Origin of the sequence: Marinobacterium sedimentorum (assembly GCF_024267675.1) — a bacterium.
Lineage (GTDB): Bacteria > Pseudomonadota > Gammaproteobacteria > Pseudomonadales > Balneatricaceae > Marinobacterium_A > Marinobacterium_A sedimentorum.
In genome coordinates, this window is record NZ_JALDYX010000054.1 from 1 (window position 1) to 16354 (window position 16354).

The 16354-nt window shown below is 61.3% G+C and carries 9 protein-coding genes; 3 read left to right on the top strand and 6 right to left on the bottom strand.

The annotated features are described in order from the left end of the window. Window positions 1-342: 342 nt before the first annotated feature. The 5 genes from MRS74_RS22650 to MRS74_RS22670 all read right to left on the bottom strand — a co-directional run bounded on the left by MRS74_RS22650 (window position 343) and on the right by MRS74_RS22670 (window position 11960). On the bottom strand, window positions 343-4059 hold the full coding sequence (locus MRS74_RS22650; protein ID WP_254582561.1) for an SbcC/MukB-like Walker B domain-containing protein: 3717 nt from the start codon (window positions 4057-4059) through the stop codon (window positions 343-345). After that, on the bottom strand, window positions 4056-5342 hold the full coding sequence (gene sbcD, locus MRS74_RS22655; protein WP_254582562.1) for an exonuclease subunit SbcD: 1287 nt from the start codon (window positions 5340-5342) through the stop codon (window positions 4056-4058). Before sbcD ends, MRS74_RS22650 begins: the two co-directional genes overlap by 4 nt. Before the next feature lie 87 nt (window positions 5343-5429). Beyond that, window positions 5430-6143, bottom strand: coding sequence for a monofunctional biosynthetic peptidoglycan transglycosylase (mtgA, locus tag MRS74_RS22660; RefSeq protein WP_254582563.1), 714 nt, complete (start codon window positions 6141-6143; stop codon window positions 5430-5432). Between the two features lie 227 nt (window positions 6144-6370). Then, window positions 6371-11209 carry an NAD-glutamate dehydrogenase gene (locus tag MRS74_RS22665; RefSeq protein WP_254582564.1) on the bottom strand — a complete coding sequence of 1613 codons (4839 nt, stop codon included), beginning with the start codon at window positions 11207-11209 and terminating at the stop codon, window positions 6371-6373. Between the two features lie 214 nt (window positions 11210-11423). After that, window positions 11424-11960, bottom strand: coding sequence for a 3D domain-containing protein (locus MRS74_RS22670; protein WP_254582565.1), 537 nt, complete (start codon window positions 11958-11960; stop codon window positions 11424-11426). 232 nt (window positions 11961-12192) lie between these two features. Between MRS74_RS22670 and MRS74_RS22675 the strand changes: the two genes are divergently transcribed. The 3 genes from MRS74_RS22675 to MRS74_RS22685 are packed head-to-tail and all read left to right on the top strand — an operon-like array spanning window position 12193 to window position 15845. After that, window positions 12193-12693, top strand: coding sequence for a paraquat-inducible protein A (locus MRS74_RS22675; protein ID WP_254582566.1), 501 nt, complete (start codon window positions 12193-12195; stop codon window positions 12691-12693). Window positions 12694-12696: 3 nt separating this feature from the next. Beyond that, window positions 12697-15291, top strand: a complete 2595-nt coding sequence (gene hrpB / locus MRS74_RS22680) for an ATP-dependent helicase HrpB (RefSeq protein WP_306422026.1) — start codon at window positions 12697-12699, stop codon at window positions 15289-15291. Window positions 15292-15344: 53 nt separating this feature from the next. Next, window positions 15345-15845 (top strand): DUF6942 family protein, encoded by a 501-nt coding sequence (locus MRS74_RS22685; protein ID WP_254582567.1) that lies wholly within the window; start codon window positions 15345-15347, stop codon window positions 15843-15845. Between the two features lie 220 nt (window positions 15846-16065). Here MRS74_RS22685 and MRS74_RS24070 read toward each other — a convergent pair whose 3' ends face one another. Beyond that, on the bottom strand, window positions 16066-16188 hold the full coding sequence (locus MRS74_RS24070; protein WP_256558050.1) for a hypothetical protein: 123 nt from the start codon (window positions 16186-16188) through the stop codon (window positions 16066-16068). Between the last annotated feature and the right edge of the window lie 166 nt (window positions 16189-16354).

The window sequence follows — 16354 nt, forward strand, 5'->3', positions numbered from 1 at the left end:
CGCAGCAATCTACCGCTGCTTAAAGAGGAGCTGGAGCAATAGCATCTGATGGATTGGGGTCACTCAGATGCAGGCGAAGCTGGGTGCGCAGCAATCTACCGCTGCTTAAAGAGGAGCTGGAGCAATAGCATCTGATGGATTGGGGTCACTCAGATGCAGGCGAAGCTGGGTGCGCAGCAATCTACCGCTGCTTAAAGAGGAGCTGGAGCAATAGCATCTGATGGATTGGGGTCACTCAGATGCAGGCGAAGCTGGGTGCGCAGCAATCTACCGCTGCTTAAAGAGGAGCTGGAGCAATATCAGCAAGATATAGAGCCAGCCCCTTCTGCCCCCTACTGCCCCCTACGCCGGTTCAAACGCGAAGCGTGCGTCCAGCCGGCTGCACCCCAGACCATTGCCCTTGCGTACCCTTACCTGCACCGGAATCCGCTCTTTCAGCGCCTCTACATGGGAAATCACGCCAATCATCTTGCCGCTGGCATTCAGGCTGTCCAGTGCATTAAGTGCCGTATCCAGTGTATCCGCATCCAGGGTGCCAAAGCCCTCATCCAGAAACAGCGAGTCAATACTGGTACGGTGGCTCACCAGATCAGACAGCGCCAGGGCCAGTGCCAGACTCACCAGAAAGCTTTCGCCGCCAGACAGTGTGCGCGTATCGCGCAGTGCATCGGCCTGCCAGCTGTCGATCACCTCCAGCTCCAGTTCATCGCCGCTCTTGCGTTGCAGGCGATAGCGGCCATCAAGGCGCTCGAGCTGACGGTTGGCCAGATAAATCAGATGATCCAGTGTCAGCCCCTGGGCAAAGCGGCGAAAGCGATCACCTTTTTGCGAACCGATCAGGCTCGAAAGCTGCGCCCAGGTATCATAACTCGCCTGCTGCGCCTCGATCGCCTGCAACAGCGCCTGCTGTGCCTGTCGCAGACGCGCATCCTGCTCGAGTTGCTGCATCAGGGCACCACGGCGCTGCACCAGAATCTGCAATTGTTCGGTCACCGCGGCCCGCGCCTTTTGCACCGTAGCCGGGTCCAGCAACGCAAACGGCTGCTGTTCGAGTTGTGCCAGGCGCGTGCGCGCCTGCAGCAGCAAGGTCTGCGCCCGGGACAGGTCGCCATCCAGCGTCTGGCGCAGTGCCTGCAGTTCACGCCGCTCTTGCGGCTCCAGCAAGGCCTTAATGTAACCTGCCTCATCGGCAAAAGGACTGGCCTCCAACGCCTCCAGCCAGGCAGGCACTGAGTGATCAAGCTGCGCTCCGTGCAGAATTTCGCGCTGGCGCAGGGCTTCAAGACTGCCCCGCAGACCGTCCACGCCTTTTAGTGCCGCAGCCAGCGCCGCCGCCGACTGCTGCCAGCGCGTATCAGCCTGTTGCAGCTGCTGCTGCAGCTGCGTGCGAACCTGTGCGACCGGGCGGCCCTCAAACAGTATTGAGCGCTGCGCGGCAAACGTCTCGCCCTGTTGCGTCCAGTCGCGCTGCTGCGCCAGATTCGCCGTCTGTTGTTGCTGCAGCAGTGCAAGATCACGCCCCAGCACCTCAAGCCGAGCCTCAAGCTGCTCGCAGTTGCGTGTGGTTTCGGCGCTGCGACTGTGCATCTGCTGATAATCCGCCCAGTACTGCGCCTTCTGTTCCAGCCATGGCGCCTGCATGTCCGCCGCCGGTAACGCAGCGTCTGCAAAAGTTTCCTGCAGCGCGCTCTGCAGTGTCCGCTCGAGTCCTGCCAGGGCATCCTGCTGCATCTGCGCCTCTACAGCCGCCTGTTCCTGTTGTTGCTCCAGGCCGTTCAGTTCGCGGGTCTGTATGTCCAGCTGATGACTTTGATCGGCCAGCAGGCTATCGGTTTGCACCCTTTCGTCGCGCAGGCATTGCAGCGCCTGATCCAGCTCACGCAGGTGCGACAGTGTCGTTTCACATTCAGCCAGGCGCACGCCAAGGCGCTGTGCGCACTGGCTGATGCGGGTGGCATCGCTCAGTTGCAGTCTGGCCTCAACCCCCTGGGCCGCGCTGGTGTTTAGCATATCCACCAGGCTCTCGATCAGCGGCTGCGCCTCGGCCAGCAGGCTCGATTGCTCGGCGCTGTCCTGAGTCCCTTGCTGCTGCAGCTCAGTGAGACCGGCCTGCAGCGTCGCGGTGGCGGCGGCCATCTTCTGACCATCCTGCTGCAGCTGCTCTAACTGCAGTTTCTTGGCCTCGTAGCGCTGGCGCGTCTCGGACAGATTTGGTGCCCGATAATCCGAGATATAGGGGTGCTGCTGCGAGCCACAGAGCGGGCAGGCTTCGTCAGGCTGCAGAGCGTCGCGATACGCGCTCAGATCGCTGATACGCTGTTCCTGTACCAGCAGCAGCTCCAGATCATCGCGGTGCTGCTTGCAATCGCTGTACTGCTGCCGTGCAGCCGCAAGCGCTGCCTGCTGCGTCTCAAACTCGGCAGTGCGCTCTACGATCAGCGCAGTGCGCGATTTCAGCGTCGCTTCCAGACTCTGGTAACGGCGCCCCAGACCTTCGAGCCTGTCCAGGGTTCGCGCAGCGCCCTGCAATGATTTCAGTGACTGCTCCAGCTGCGCCGGTGTGCGAGACGCCAATAGCCTGTCCCGCGACTCTGCTAACGCCTGACCCTGCTGCTGCAGCTGTTGCTGACGCTCCCGGCTCTGAAGCTGTCCCGCCTGCAGCACCGGCAATGCCCGCGCAAGGGTTGCCTTGCGTGCCGCCAGTTCCTGCTGACGGCGCTGAACCGTATTCAGTTGCTGCAACAGACGCTCACGCTGGGCAAAGTGCTCCTGCCACAGCGGCAACTGTTCACCCAGGCGCGCGGCCGCCTGGTTCTTTTGCAGATAGTCCTGTGCCTGATCGCGCTGAAGCTGCGACTGCTTGAGATTCTCCGCCAGTCCCCTGCGCTGCTCGCCAAGATCCGCAAGGCCCTGGGCCTGGTCCGCCAGTCTGGTCGCCAGCTCGCGCTGACGTTCGGCCAGCTGGGCCATGCGGTTGTCCAGTGGCATAACCTCTTCCAGCAGCCGGGTTTCAGTGTGCTCGCGCTCCTGCCGCACGCCATCAAGCTGCTCCCGTGCCTGCTGCTGCACCGCCTGCTGAGCATCCAGCTGCTGCTGCGCCTGTACAAGCAGCTGCTCATCCCGCCGGCGGGCCTTATCCAGTTCCTTGGCCTGGGTGAGATCCGCCTGCCACTGCTGGTGCAGCGGCCGCAGATCCAGCGCCGGCAGGCAGGCCTCCAGCCTCGCCAGCTGCACCGCCTCGCGCTCGAGCGCCTGCTGTGCCCTGGCCTGTTCAGCCTCGGCCTGCTGCTGCGCACTGCGGGCGTCGCCAAGCGCCTCTAGCCCCTGCATTTCCTGCTGCAACCGTACATCTTCGGCCTGCAACAGGGCTTGCCTTGAAGTTAGCTCGGCCTTTTCGATATCAAGTGCCACCAGGCTTGCCTGATCCAGCAGCTCCACATCGCCGGCACGGGCCTGCAAAACCCGCAGGGCTTCTTCTTCGCTGCGCTTGCGCTCAAACGCGAGGCGCGATATCTCGCCGTAAATCTCGGTACCGGTCAGCTCTTCCAGTAATTCCGCACGTTCGTTGGGGCTGGCATTGAGAAAGGCGGCAAAACCGCCCTGGGCGAGCATCATTGATTTGGTAAAGCGGGCAAAATCGAGCCCTGTAAGCTCACTGACCAGGCTGAGCTTTTCACCGATACGGGTGCTCAGCAGCTCACCGTCTGCACGGGCCAGCTCCACCTGGGGCGCCTGCAGCTTGCCATCAGGCTGATTGCGGGCCCGGCGCTGGGACCAAAAGGCACGGTATTCCTCGCCGCGCACCTCGAACTCCACCTCCGCCAGACAGTCAGCGGTGTGGCGCGTCATCAGCTCGTTGCTGCCCGCCGACACGCTCAGACGCGGCGTGGCGTGATAGAGCGCCAGGCAAATGGCATCCAGCAGCGTGGTTTTGCCTGCGCCGGTCGGGCCGGTAATCGCAAAGAGACCGTTATCCCGAAATTCGGACGCGCGAAAATCCAGTTTCCATTCGCCCTTGAGCGAATTAATGTTTTTCAGCCTCAGACTCAGAATTCTCATACGGCTGACTCCCCGTCCTGCAACTGTGCCAAGAGCAAATCAAAGGCCTCACCCAGGCGGGCCCGGGCCCCTTCATCCAGGGTGTCCTCCAGGCTTAAGCGCCGTTCAAATACCTCGTGAACAGACAGCTCCTGCAGGGTTTCGCGGCTGTCCCGCGCCAGCGCAGTGCTGCTGCCACTGCGCTGGCGACGGATACGCAGCACCTCGACCGGCAAAGCTTCCACCAGCTGCTGTACCCGCGGCTGCAGGTCGCTGAGGTAATCGTCACCGCGCACTTCAATCTCGAGCCAGGTGGCGGGCTCGCCTGGGGTCTGGTCGTCATCACAGGCCTGTCCGAACACCTGTTGCAACTGGGCTTCGAGTTCCTTCAGGGTACCGCTGAAGCTCTGCATGGGCTGCCAGCCAGGCACCGGGAGTGGCGTGACCTCGGCCAGTTTGCCGTTTTCAAAATCCACCAGCAGCACCTGCTTGCTGCCCCTGCTTTCATCAAAGCTCAGGGCAATGGGCGAGCCGCTGTAACGGATATGGGACGCGCCTCCCACGGTCTGGGCCCGGTGCAGATGCCCTAGCGCGATATAGTCGGCCGGCGGAAACGCAGCCGCCGGATAAGCCTCAAGCGTGCCTATGTAAAGCTCACGCACGGACTCCGACAGCTGGCCGCCGACGCAGGTCAGGTGCCCGGTGGCAATAATCGGCAGCGCACAGGGCTCGGCCGCCTGCTGTGCCTGTTGCGCCTGTTGTGCCTGCAGGACTTCCCTGACAGCACAGGCCGCATCATAGATAACGGTATAATGATGGCTGATGGCGGCACTCAGTGCCTGCCGCTTGTGCTGCGTGCTCTCGCCGGCATGGCTTTCGATCAGGTCCCGCGGACGCAGGTACGGAATGGCACAGAGCACAGCCCCCGGCGAGCCATCGCGGCGCTGCAGCACTATGACCTGATCGGCGGGATCCGCCGTAATTCCACCCACCACCGTTGTCCCCAGACAGGCCAGCAACTCGCGAGACTCATGCAGGGTCGAGACGGAATCATGGTTGCCGCCCAGGATCACCAGCTGGCAGCCAGTAACGCGCAGGTCTGCAATAAACTGGTTGTAGAGCCGGCGGGCATAACTGGGCGGCGTGCCGGTATCAAACAGGTCGCCGGCGACAACCAGCGCATCCACCTGATGTGCCTGCACCTGTTCGATCAGCCAGGTCAGAAAGGCCCGGTGTTCAGCTTCGCGGCTCTTGCCCATGAAATGCTGCCCGAGATGCCAGTCCGAGCTGTGAAGTATTCGCATTGAAAGTCCTGATCAGAGCGCAGCGGCACTCAAAGCCGCCCATGTTAATCCTAAAGTGCCCTCGCGCCAGCTATATAACAGTTGTCATCACTCGCCGATGGTCTTGAGCGTGACGGTGCCGAGCTGGCGCATCTGCCGCAGGATCCACTGGCTGCGCTGCTGCACATAGGGGCTGGGCGGCTGAGCACGGTAGCGATAGGGATTGGGCAGCACCGCTGCCAGGCGCGCAGCCTGCTGGTTGCTAAGCGAACGCGCGGGCGTGCCATAGTAGTAGCGCCCCGCCGCCTCGACCCCATAGATCCCCGGGCCAAACTCGACGATATTCAGATACACCTCCAGAATACGGCTCTTGTCCCAGAGCAGTTCCAGCAGCAATGCAAACCAGGCTTCCATCCCCTTGCGCACCCAGCTGCGGCCAGACCACAGAAACAGATTCTTGGCGGTCTGCTGGGTCAGGGTGCTGGCGCCGCGTACGTTGCCACCGTCCAGATTGTGATCCAGCGCCCGCTTGATGGCCTTGAAATCAAAACCGCTGTGGTCAGCAAAGCGCTGATCCTCGGCGGCGATAACGGCCAGACGCATGGCCGGCGAGATGCGTTCAGTCGACACCCAGCGATGGGCATATTCGTCCGGGTAGCCGGCGGGGGGAAAGAGTTCACGCTGAATCAGCCAGGACCAGACAGGCGGGTTCACCACCTTGAGCAGCAACACCAGCAGCACACTGCAGCCGACCCAGCCTGCGATGAGCCAGAGGGTCGCCTTGAGCAGCGGGCGCAGCAGATAACGTTTGAACACAGGCACAGCAAATCCGCAGCAGTCGTTTAGAGGGCCCTATTGTGCACAGGGACTCAGGCAAGGTCGATGCATGCAGGCAGATTCATGCAAACTGATTCACACAAAAAGATCGCTGAGACCGGCAACGGCGGGAAAAAGGCAAAACGGGGATTGTTTAACAGATGAGTGCGCAAACAGGCTACACCCTGGTGGAAAAAGGCCGGTGGGCAGAACGTCCACCGGCCTGGTCCCGCTTAGCCGCCGGCCTGAGCCAGGTCGAACAGCTCGCGCATGGCGACGGTAAAGATTGCACTGTCGTTGCCACTGCTGGAACGCAGCTCGCTGAGCATCTGCTGCCAGCGGCCCAGCAGGGATGCCTGGCGCTCGAGCCAGCCTTCAACCAGCGCTGCCGGATCGGCGCTGTCGTCCCCTTCTTCCAGCACGTTGACCGTCAGCACCCGCATCTGGGTGTTGAGATCTTCGCGCAGACCGTCCCTTGCCATGGACTGCCAGTGGTTGCCGACTTCGATAGCCCGCACCTGCTGATCAAACCAGTGCAGCTCAAGTCTCTGGGCCAGATCGAAGTAGACCGCAGCGACCCGCTCCAGTGCCTGGCCGGTTTGTGCAGCGGCCTCGATAACACCCAGCAGTGCATACAGACTGTCCGCAGAGGCGACCTTGGCGGCGAGGGATTCCGGTACACCGGCGTCCACCAGGGCGCTGCTACGCTGCTGCCAGTCCTGCAGCGGATCGCCCTGCAGACGCTGTGCGATGGTCGGGCTGATTGTGCGGATACCTGACTGGTAGCGCTCGACCGTTGCCGCCACTTCCAGGGTGCCACGCTGCTTGAGCAGGAACCAGTAGCTGGCCCGGCGCACCAGTCGCATCAAATCCAGCATCATTTCCTGCTGCAGCTGCGCCGGCATCTGGTTGTCCAGGGCTTCGATCTCGCGCCACAGTGGCTCGATATCGTACAGCTCGCGGGCAATCACATAGGCCGCAGCAATGGCCGCCTGATCGCGCCCGCTGGCCTGCTGCAGATGCTGCATGAAGGTGATGCCCATATGGTTCACCAGCGCATTGGCAATCTGGGTCGCAATGATTTCCGAGCGCAGGCGGTGATTCTGTACCTGTTCGGGGAAACGCTGCACCAGCTGATCCGGGAAGGCCGTAGCGATGGCCCGGGACAGAAAGGCGTCTTGGGTGATCCAGGAGCCAGTCAGTTTTTCCTTCAACTCAGCCTTGGTGTAGGAAATCAGCACCGACAGCTCCGGCCGGGTCAGCCCCAACTGGTGCGCCTTACGCTCCTGCAGCACTTCGTCCGAGGGAATGAACTCCAGCGAGCGGACCAGCCGGCCGGACGCCTCCAGCCGGTGAATCAGGCGGATGTAATCATCCAGCGAACTGCGCGAATGCGTTTTCGCAATACTGATGGCCAGCGTCTGGCTGTAATTGTTCTTCAAAACCAGGCGGGCGATTTCGTCGGTCATCTCGCGCAGCATGGCGTTACGCTGCTTGACGGTCATGTCGCCGTTGGCCACCACTTCGTTGAGCAGAATCTTGATATTGACCTCGTGGTCGGAACAATCCACGCCACCGGCATTATCGATAAAGTCGGTGTTGGATGCGCCGCCGTGCAGGCAGTATTCGATACGCCCGTGCTGGGTGAAACCCAGGTTACCGCCCTCGCCCAGCACCCGGCAACGCAGCTGCTTGCCATCAATGCGCAGGGAATCGTTGGCCTTGTCACCCACATCGGCGTGGCTTTCGTGACTGGCCTTGACGTAAGTACCGATGCCGCCGTTCCAGATCAGATCGACCTGGGCACGCAGCAGCACCGACAACAGCTCTGTGGGCGCCAGACGGTCAGCCGCGATGCCAAAGCGCTGTTTCATTTCGGGGCTGATATCGATCCATTTGGCGCTGCGCAGGAAGATGCCGCCACCGGTGGAAATCAGGCTGCGGTCATAATCATCCCAGCTCGAGCGGGGCAGCGCGAAGAGCCGCTCGCGCTCGGCGTAGCTGCTGGCAGGATCGGGCTGCGGGTCGATGAAAATATGCAGATGGTTAAAGGCCGCAACCAGGCGAGTATGGCGCGACATCAGCATACCGTTGCCGAACACATCCCCCGCCATGTCGCCGATGGCCACCACGGTGAATTCCTGCGTCTGGGTGTCGAGGCCCAGCTCACGGAAATGCAGCTTGACCGACTCCCAGGCGCCCCGCGCCGTGATGCCCATCTTCTTGTGGTCATATCCCTGGCTGCCGCCGGATGCAAAGGCATCGCCGAGCCAGAAGCCATATTCCTCGGCGATTTCATTGGCAATGTCGGAGAAGGTCGCGGTGCCCTTATCCGCCGCCACCACCAGATAGGGATCATCTTCATCATGGCGCACCAGACTCTTGGGCGGCACCAGATCGGCCCCCACCAGGTTGTCGGTTACGTCCAGCAGTGCGCGAATAAAAATCTGGTAACAGGCAATACCCTCGGCCTGAATCTCGTCGCGGTTGCCATTTACCGGCAGTGCCTTGGGCACAAAACCGCCTTTGGCGCCCACCGGTACGATGACGGCATTCTTGACCTGCTGTGCCTTCACCAGACCCAGCACTTCGGTACGATAATCCTCGCGCCTGTCCGACCAGCGCAGGCCGCCGCGGGCGACCTTGCCGCCGCGCAGGTGTACACCCTCGACCCTGGCCGAGTACACGAACACTTCGAACATGGGCCTTGGCAACGGAATATCGGCAATGCCGTGGGGGTTGAGCTTGAAGGCGAAGTAATCCTTGAGCTCGCCATTGGCGTCGGGCTGATAATAGTTGGTACGCAGCGTGGCCTGAATCAGTTCCAGAAAGCGGCGCAGTATCTTGTCATCGTTGAGGTTGTCGACCTTGTCGAGGCCTTCGATGATACTGGCGGCAATACGCTCGGTCAGGGCCTGCACCTTGCTGCTGCTCTGGCGGCCGGGCTCGAAGCGCGCCTTGAACAGCGCCACCAGCAGGCGGGTCAGGTACAGATGACGCCCCAGGGCCTCGGCGATATAGGGTTGACTGAAGCCAAAGCGGATCTGCTGATTGTAACGGGCATAGGCCCGCAGCATGGCGACTTCGCGCCAGGACAGATTGGCGCCGATCACCAGCCGGTTGAATTCGTCGCTTTCAGCCCGCCCTGCCCAGACACTGGAAAAGGCATCCTGAAAGTTCTGCTTCACATCTTCCAGCACCACCGGTTCCACGCTGTCATAGCGCAGGGTGAAATCGTGAATCCAGAAGCGCGCGCCGTCGCGGCGCTTGATCTTGTAAGGATGTTCGCCCACTACGCGCATGCCAAGTTTCTCGAGCACCGGGATAACATCGGACAGAATCAGCGGCTGTTGCGGATGGAACAGCTTGAAGCGCAGCACTTCGCGGCTCTGCTCCAGTACACGGTAAAAGCTCAGGTTGATGGTGCGACTTCCATCCAGCTGTTCGATGCGCTGGATATCATAGACCGCGCTACTGGGGCTGAAATCTTCCCGATAGGCGGACGGGAAGGCGTGGCGATAGTGATTGATCAGATGATTTCCAAGCTCTTCACCGGCGCTCTCGACCAGGGCTGCATGCAGATCTTCGCTCCAGGCCTTGGATATCTCGATGATCTCGGCTTCGATGGCCTGGGCGTTAAATTCCGGCGCCGTATCGGGGTCAACCTGCAGCACGAAATGCACCCGTGCCAGCAACGATTCGCTAAAGCGGGTGGTGAACTCGCAGTCACGGGCGCCTAAGTGTTCAATCAGGCGCTGCTGCACCTGCAGACGCAGCGCCGTGGTGTACAGATCCCGCGGCACGAAATAGAGGCAGCTGACAAACTTGGAGCAGCTGTCGCGGCGAATCAGCAGCTTGACCTTGCGGCGCTCCTGCAAATTGAAAATGCCCATGGCCAGGTCGAACAGCTCATCGTCATTGGCCAGAAACAGCTCGTCACGGGGCAGCTCGGCGATGATCTGCACCAGCGCCTTGCCACTGTGACCCTGGGGGTCGAAACCGGCCCGGGCCAGGGCCTTTTGCGCGCGTCGGCGCAGCAGGGGTATCTGCAATGGCGGCTCAACGTACACCGGCGAGGTCCAGAGTCCGTAGAAACGATGCTCTCCGCAGACCTGGCCTGCAGCGTCAAAGCGCTTGATAACCACCAGATCCTGATGCGCCGGGCGGTGCACCCGGGAGCGCACGGCATCCTTGGCAAAGGTCAGGGGATCGGTACAGAGCATGAACTCCCGCTCTTCGGCGCGCAACTCGCTGCCGCTGCGGCTGCGACCGCTCTGGGCATGCAATTTCAGGGTGCCCAGTTCGCTGTCTGCAACCCGAGTCACGCCAAAGTCATCCCCGGCACCGCTGAAGGCCAGCTCGTCGTAACCCAGGAAAGTAAAGCGATCGTTCAGCATCCAGTCGCAAAAGGCCGCTGCTTCAGTTACAGCGTCCGCAGAGGTGCCCGCTTTCTGGCCGCGGAGCTCATCACGCAGATCTTCGAGGCGCCCGCGCATGGCCGGGAAGTCCGCCACCGAGGCTCGCACTTCGCCCAGCACTTCGCTCAACTGAGCCTGCAATGCCTTGAGTTCGTCTGCCGCGCTGTGGCGATCGACTTCCAGATAGATCAGCGCCTCGCGCAGGGCACCCTCTGTCCCCGTTTCAACCAGCCCGGTCACGTGGCCACTGCTGTCGCGGGACAAACTCAGCACCGAGCTGTGTACCACATGAATCGCCATTTCACGGCGATTCAGCTCCATGCGCAGGGAGTCCACCAGGAACGGCATGTTGGGATGAAGAATCTGAATCACGGTGTGATTGCAGTGCCAGCCGTGCTGTTCGAGATCGGGGTTGAACACCCGCAGCCGTGGCTCATGAGCGTCGCTTTCGTGAAGAAACTGAAAGCAGGACAAGGTCGCACCATAGAGATTGTCGAGCCGCCGCTCGGCAAGCTCATCATAAGGCGAAACCCGATAGTAGGCCGCGGCGAAGGCGCCCACCTGGGCAACCGTGTCAGATGCCAACCGGCTTTCGAACAGCTCACCCAGCTGCGCCAGCAGCCGCTTTTTATTATCGCTTCGTTGCTCGGACATCGAATCCTTTAACCCCTTGTTGCTCAGACAGTGCCGAAATCGACCGCAGTGCACAGAACGCGAGTGTGGGCATCCACGGCCAACCTGATGGAATTCAGATTCCATCAACTCTAGGCGTTATCGGAGAAAAAAGATTGTCAAAGTCTGCGTTTTCTTTGCGAAAACGTACGTTTTTCAGGGTAGAGAGCAGTAAGAAACGAAACGGGGCGGCTGATCAGGAATCCTGGTTTTCCCAGCGGATCACAACGGGCCTTTTGCCCCAGGCGAGCGCTGCATCTTCATCCAGGCCCATATAGATATCAATCTTGCGCGCCCAGCGGCGGTGCATTTTGTCGAGCACCTGATAGCGCCCGGGGAGACCTTCGATTTCAACTTCGGTGCCGGGTTCAAGACCCATGCCCAACAGATCGCGGGAGACGGCAATGGCCTTTAAGCCTGGTTTAAGACGATGTCCCCAGGCGCCGATATTGGCCTTGCCCTGAGTCTGATCGGGCAGTGAGTTGTATGCGGTGGCCGTAACCTTGAGTTTGACCTTCGAGCTGGCAGCGCCCCCGCCCTGTAGCGAATCGAGCGCCAGTGGGCGAATCTTGCCGCTGCTTTTGGCATGGGCTTTTGCCTGGATCGCCGCGTCGCCGGAAAGCTTTTCACTAGCCCAGCCGGCATCGGCGCCGGACATGAACACCAGAGGCATGGCCAGCAACACCGTTACCAGCGAGCGCACCAGGCGCTTTGGAAACTTGTTCAGCATCATAAAAAATACGTTACTTTACTAAAGTGCATACAGTGTGCCAGATAACACTATCAACGCCTAGCCCGATCCTTCGCCTATTAATAATTCTCATTTGGAATTTCTCTCCGTCTGCACACAAGGCGACAAAGCGGGTTACCGCAGGCTCCCTGGTCGGCGGACAATTCCGGGGGGCAGCCACAGACCCGTTCCGGTATCATGCCCAGATCCAAAAGCGACAGGAATGGATGCGCCTATGCCACCCTCAACCCGCCCCGCTCTAACGCCCCGCAGAGCCTCACAACTGCGGCTGCTGCTGGCGCTTACCGCCGTCTTGCTGCTGGTGGGCCTGAGCGCGCCCATGCTGACCATCGAACAGTTCCTGTTTATCAAGAGCAGTTTTTCTGTACTGTCCGGCACCTGGCAACTGCTGCTGCAGGGCCAGTATCTGCTGTTCCTGCTGATCGCAGGTTTCAGCATAGTGCTGCCGATCCTCAAACTGCTGGTGCTGCTGCGCCTCACCGGCGCTGCGATACAGCACGACAGCCGTCTGCCACGCTACCTGAAACTGATGCACGACTACGGTCGCTGGTCGATGCTCGATGTCTTTGTAGTTGCTGTGCTGGTGGTCACCGTCAAGCTCGGCGCCATCGCCCAGGTACAGATTCATTACGGCCTCTATGCCTTTTGCGCCGCCGTACTGCTAACCCTTTTTATCACTGCACGCATCAGCCGCCTCAGGCCCGACAATGACTGAGGCATGGCTGCACCACCCGGCAAGCCCTACTCCATGACTGCATTACCCATCGACGAGATACTGCCTGCCCTGAAACAGGCATTGATCCTGCAGACCGAAGCCGTGCTGGAAGCGCCGCCCGGCGCCGGCAAGACCACGCGGGTGCCGCTGGCGCTGCTGCACGAACCCTGGCTGGCGGGGCAGAAAATCCTCATGCTCGAACCCAGGCGCCTGGCCGCCCGGGCTGCCGCCGAGCGCATGGCCCAGAGCCTGGGCGAAAAGGTCGGCCAGACGCTGGGGTATCGTATCCGCTTCGATACCCGAGTGGGCCCTGACACCCGCATCGAGGTGGTAACAGAGGGCATTCTGACCCGTATGCTGCAATCCGATCCCTCACTTGAAGGCGTCGGCCTGGTGATTTTCGATGAGTTTCATGAACGCAGCCTGGATGCGGATCTCGGTCTAGCGCTGGCCCTGCAGGGCCGGGCACTGCTGCGCGACGACAAGCCGCTGCGCCTCCTGCTGATGTCTGCCACTCTCAATGGCGATGCCAGCGCCCGACTGCTGGGCGGCGCACCGCTGATTCGCAGTGAAGGACGCAGCTGGCCGGTGGACATCCGCTATGGTGCAGGCGCCCAGCCGGGCGAGCGTATCGAGCCGCGCGTTGCCGCCACAGTGATGCAGGCGCTGCACGAAGAAAGCGGCAGCGTACTGGTGTTTCTGCCGGGACAACGGGAAATTCGCGAAACCCATCGCCTGCTGCGCGATCAGCTGCATTCATTGAACCCAGGCAGCGATAGCATCCTGCTCAGTCCATTGTACGGCGACCTCAGCCTGGACGCCCAGCGCAGCGCCATAGCGCCGGCCGCGCCCGGCCAGCGCAAGGTGGTACTGGCAACCGCCATCGCCGAAACCAGCCTGACCATCGAGGGCGTGCGTGTGGTGGTCGACAGCGGTTTGAGCCGCCAGGCCGTATTTGACGCCGCCACCGGCATGTCACGCCTGCAGACCCGCCGCCTTTCGCGGGCCTCCAGCGTGCAACGGGCCGGGCGCGCCGGGCGCACCGAGCCGGGCCTGTGCTACCGACTCTGGTCCGAAAGCCAGCAACAGGCACTCAGCCCCCACAGCGAACCTGAAATACGCCAGGCGGATCTGGCGCCACTGGCACTGCAGTTGCTGCAATGGGGTATTACAGACCCGAACGAGCTGGCCTGGCTCGACGTGCCGGCACCCGGCCCCTACCAGCAGGCACTTGAGTTGCTGCAGCGCCTGGGTGGCGCCCGCAAGGAAGGCCCGCGCTGGGCCCTGACGCCCCACGGCGAGCGCATGGCGCAGCTACCGGCCCATCCGCGCCTGGCCCATATGCTGCTGGAAGGCTGTCGCCTCGGCTTAATGGAGCTGGCATGCGATCTGGCCGCCCTGCTGTCCGACCGCGACCCTCTGGGGCGCACCCAGTCCGACATCGCCCTTCGCCTTGCCTGGCTGTACGGCGATATCAAACACCAATCCCACGAACGCGCCCAGTGGCAGCGCCTGCGCCAGCAGGTCGATCAGTTCCGCACCCTGTGCCGCAAGCTCGATATAGCCGCACAAAGTACGGACAACACCCTATCGCGGGACAATGCTATTGCCGTACTGATCGCATGCGCCTATCCCGACCGCATTGCCGTGCGCCGCCAGCCCCAGGGACTGGACTACCAGCTCAGCAACGGACGCAGCGCCCGCATGAACCCGGACGATCCGCTGCGCAATACGCCCTGGCTGGCAACAGCACAGCTGAGCGGACGCAGCGGCGACACCGTTGACCGCATCCAGCTTGCTGCAGCGCTGGACCCTGAGCTGTTTAACGGTCCCCTGGCCGCCCTCGTACAGACCCGCGACCAGATTCACTGGCAGGACAGTGAAAACCGGCTTATCACGGAGCGCCAGCAGAAGATCGGCAATCTGATTCTGGCCCGCGCCCCTCTCGATCGCATCGAACCCGAGGCCCGGGCCGGCGCGCTCTGCGCCCTGATCCGCAAGCGCGGCCTCGGCCTGCTGCCCTGGAGCCAGAACCTGCAGCGCTGGCGCACTCGCGTGACCTTTGTGCGACGCCAGGCACTGCTGCAGAATGCCGATGCAGACAGCACGCCAGAGACCGACTGGCCCGACCTGTCGGATCAGGCGCTGCTCGACACGCTCGAGACCTGGCTGCTGCCCTGGCTCGACACTGTCAGTCATATCAATCATTTTGCTGCCCTGGATCTGAGTGCCATCCTCCACAACCTTCTACCCTGGCCGCTGCCACAGCAACTGGCGGAACTGGCCCCGGAGCACTATCAACTGCCCTCCGGCAATCACGCTCGCATTGACTACGAGCAGGATCCACCGGTGCTGGCGGTCAAGCTGCAGGAGCTGTTCGGCTGTTCGCAGACGCCTCGCATCGGCCGGGTCGCCCTGAAACTGCACCTGCTCTCACCGGCACAGCGCCCGCTTCAGGTGACTCAGGATCTGGTGAGTTTCTGGAACAACAGTTACCGCGACGTGCAAAAGGACATGAAGGGACGCTACCCCAAGCACCACTGGCCGGACGACCCCCTGGCCGCCACGCCTGGCTCTGGCATCAAGCGCCGCAAATGATGCCCGTGCCAGCAATGACTCCTGAGACTGTAACGCGAAAAGTAACCCCATTAATGACAAGACAGACAGCGCCAATGACCTCACCTCAGACAAGGCACGAACCTGCGCTGCTCGGCGCCCCCGGCGCACGCCTTGCGCTCTACCTGCCCAACCCGCCACTACTTCCGGCCTCCGAACAGGGCGAGCAGGGCCTCGATATTCCAGGCCTGATTCAGCACAACGGCAACCACTGGCGCAAGATTTTCAGCATACTGGCCAAACTCTGCACACAGACCGATCAGCGCTGGCAGGATTATCGGGATATTGAGTTACTGCACCGCCATGAGGTTATCTGTTTTGCCGACAGCCTGATGCCCGATGCGGATTGGCATCTGGTCGCCGGCAAGGCCAGCTGGCAGCGCCTGGGACTGGATCCGCTCAACTTCAAGCCGCTGGACGACGAAGGGCGGGTTCTGGTGCGCGACGATGTGCTGCTCACCCCCTACCCCGATTACCGCCAGTTTCCCAACCGGACAGTGGAGCAGGTACGCCGCCGCGTGAAAGGTGAAAGGTGAAAGGTGAAAGGTGAAAGGTGAAAGGTGAAAGGTGAAATAAAGATAACGGTATAAGGCACTAATGCAAGCGAGGGCCAACTCCCTGACCAAACAAAGAGCCGGATGACTTCGAGGATTTCCTGCTGCATCTGCGAAAACCTATCGACTAAAACGCAGCAAGGGCAGTACGAACCCCGCAATTACAGGACTCGCACCACCCTTGCTAGCATCTTCGACCGGTTTAACGGTCCGGCAGGGTCACGTTCAGCTCGAGAATCGAGCAGTGATCGTTATTTTCCAGCTGGATGTTAACGCTCTCTTGGTCAATGGCTACGCCCTGCTCGCATAAAGAGCCGGATGACATCGAGGATTTCCTGCTGCATCTGCGAAAACCTATCGGCCAAAACGCCGTAAGGGCACTACGAACCCCGCAAATACGGGACTCGCACCACCCTTGCTAGCATCTTCGACCGGCTTAACGGTCCGGCAGGGTCACGTTCAGCTCGAGAATCGAGCAGTGATCGTTATTT

Excerpts from the sequence above, each read along its gene's own strand:
- MRS74_RS22650 (WP_254582561.1), bottom strand. The coding sequence starts at position 4,059 with ATGAGAATTCTGAGTCTGAGGCTGAAAAACATTAATTCGCTCAAGGGC.
- sbcD (WP_254582562.1), bottom strand. The coding sequence starts at position 5,342 with ATGCGAATACTTCACAGCTCGGACTGGCATCTCGGGCAGCATTTCATG.
- MRS74_RS22665 (WP_254582564.1), bottom strand. The coding sequence starts at position 11,209 with ATGTCCGAGCAACGAAGCGATAATAAAAAGCGGCTGCTGGCGCAGCTG.
- MRS74_RS22670 (WP_254582565.1), bottom strand. The coding sequence starts at position 11,960 with ATGATGCTGAACAAGTTTCCAAAGCGCCTGGTGCGCTCGCTGGTAACG.
- MRS74_RS22675 (WP_254582566.1), top strand. The coding sequence starts at position 12,193 with ATGCCACCCTCAACCCGCCCCGCTCTAACGCCCCGCAGAGCCTCACAA.
- hrpB (WP_306422026.1), top strand. The coding sequence starts at position 12,697 with ATGGCTGCACCACCCGGCAAGCCCTACTCCATGACTGCATTACCCATC.
- MRS74_RS22685 (WP_254582567.1), top strand. The coding sequence starts at position 15,345 with ATGACAAGACAGACAGCGCCAATGACCTCACCTCAGACAAGGCACGAA.
- MRS74_RS24070 (WP_256558050.1), bottom strand. The coding sequence starts at position 16,188 with ATGTCATCCGGCTCTTTATGCGAGCAGGGCGTAGCCATTGACCAAGAG.